The sequence below is a fragment of the Phenylobacterium sp. genome (genome assembly GCF_031181185.1).
Classification (GTDB): Bacteria; Pseudomonadota; Alphaproteobacteria; order Caulobacterales; family Caulobacteraceae; genus Phenylobacterium.
Window position 1 is genome coordinate 1 of the sequence record NZ_JAPSKZ010000309.1, and the last position, 2144, is coordinate 2144.

Annotated in this window: 3 protein-coding genes; all 3 read left to right on the forward strand. The window is 67.4% G+C overall.

The genetic code is table 11. From position 1 onward, the window contains the following. A partial coding sequence (locus RIF93_RS20280; RefSeq protein ID WP_309093246.1) for a serine hydrolase occupies positions 1–397 on the forward strand: 397 nt, incomplete at its 5' end. Between the two features lie 98 nt (positions 398–495). Next, positions 496–1710: an NADP-dependent isocitrate dehydrogenase gene (locus tag RIF93_RS20285; RefSeq protein ID WP_309093247.1), complete on the forward strand. Its 1215-nt coding sequence runs from the start codon at positions 496–498 to the stop codon at positions 1708–1710. Positions 1711–1780: 70 nt separating this feature from the next. Continuing rightward, positions 1781–2144 (forward strand): VOC family protein (locus RIF93_RS20290; protein WP_309093248.1); only part of this gene is annotated, 364 nt, incomplete at its 3' end.

Sequence of the window (2144 nt, forward strand, 5' to 3'; positions counted from 1 at the left end):
GACGGCCCGCATGCAGGCGATGCGCGCCTACCTGGCCGACCCGCGCGACACCGCCTCCCCGCGCGGCATCCTGCAGTTCCTGCACCTCCTGAACTCGGGCCAGCTGCTCTCGCCGGCCTCGACGCGGCTCCTGCTGCAGCTGATGACCGATACGCCCACCGGCGCACGACGACTGAAGGCGGGCCTGCCGAAAGGCGCGGTGCTTGCGCATAAGACCGGCACGTCCCGGACCGACCTCGGCCTTTCGCCGGCCGTCAACGACGTCGGCATCTTCACCCTGGCGGACAAGCGGTCGTACGCGCTGGCGGTGTTCCTCGCCGGCTCGACCCTGGACGAGGCGGGCCGCGACGCGGTTTTCGCCGACGTGGCGCGGGCGGCGGTGAAGGGCGTCGGATAAGTCGCGGCGCGCCCAGGCCTTAGGCCTTTGCGGTCCGGCGCTGCGGCGGCTATACGGCCAGCGCCTTTTCGAATTACCGCCCGGAGCGCTTCTCCCTCATGGCCAAGATCCAAGTCGCCAACCCCGTCGTCGACCTCGACGGGGACGAGATGACCCGCATCATCTGGAAGCTCATCAAGGACAAGCTGATCTTCCCGTTCGTGGACCTGCCCATCGAGTACTACGACCTGGGCATCGAGCACCGCGACGCGACCGACGACAAGGTGACCGTCCAGGCCGCCGAGGCGATCAAGAAGCACGGCGTCGGCATCAAGTGCGCGACCATCACGCCGGACGAGGCCCGCGTCGAAGAGTTCAAGCTCAAGAAGATGTGGAAGTCGCCGAACGGCACGATCCGCAACATCCTGGGCGGCGTGGTCTTCCGCGAGCCGATCATCTGCAAGAACGTGCCGCGCCTGATCCCCGGCTGGACCCAGCCGATCATCGTCGGCCGCCATGCGTTCGGCGACCAGTACAAGGCCACCGACTTCGTGGTGCCCGGCAAGGGCAAGCTGAAGATCAGCTGGGAAGGCGAGAACGGCGAGAAGATCGAGCACGACGTGTTCGACTTCCCGGGCGGCGGCGTCGCCATGGGCATGTACAACCTGGATGAGAGCATCCGGGAGTTCGCCCACGCCTGCTTCGCCTACGGCCTGAACCGCAAGTACCCCGTCTACCTCTCGACGAAGAACACGATCCTCAAGGCCTACGACGGCCGCTTCAAGGACATCTTCGCCGAGATCTACGAGACCGAGTACGCGGCCAAGTACAAGGAAGCCGGCCTCACCTACGAGCACCGCCTGATCGACGACATGGTGGCGTCGGCGCTGAAGTGGTCGGGCGCCTTCATCTGGGCGTGCAAGAACTACGACGGCGACGTGCAGTCCGACCAGGTCGCCCAGGGCTTCGGCTCGCTGGGCCTGATGACCTCGGTGCTGGTGACGCCGGACGGCCGAACGCTGGAGGCCGAGGCCGCCCACGGCACCGTGACCCGCCACTACCGCCAGCACCAGCGCGGCGAGAGCACCTCGACCAACTCGATCGCCTCGATCTTCGCCTGGACCCGCGGCCTGGAGCACCGGGCCAAGCTGGACGGCAACGCCGAGCTGGCCCGCTTCGCCAAGACGCTGGAAGAGGTCTGCGTCTCGACCGTCGAAAGCGGCTCGATGACCAAGGACCTGGCGCTGCTGGTCGGCGACACGCAGGGGTGGCTGACCACCGAAGGCTTCATCGACAAGGTCGCCGCCAACCTGGACAAGGCGCTGGCGGCCTAGTTCAATCGTTGAACAAGACCTCTCCCGCTTCGGGCGCCATAGATGGCGGTTCCGAAGCGGGAAGGACCTGATGACTATCGGCTATGTGACCATCGGCTGCCACGACGTGGAGGCGGCCGTCCCCTTCTTCGAGAAGACGTTGAAGCCGCTCGGCTACGAGCGCTCGTACCCAGCGCCCGGCGGCGCGTTCTTCGGGCCGCGCGACGCGCCCCCGACCCTCGAGATCCTCACGCCCTTCGACGGCGGGCCGCCCAGGGCTGGCAACGGGATCATGGTCGCCCTCCAGGCGCAGTCCAAGGAGCAGGTGCATGCGGTGCACGCGGCCGCGCTGGCGAACGGCGGCTCGGACGAAGGCGCGCCTGGGTACCGCCCGCCTGGGGCGGAGAACGGGTTTTACGGCGCCTATTTCCGGGACCCGGTGGGCAACAAGTTCG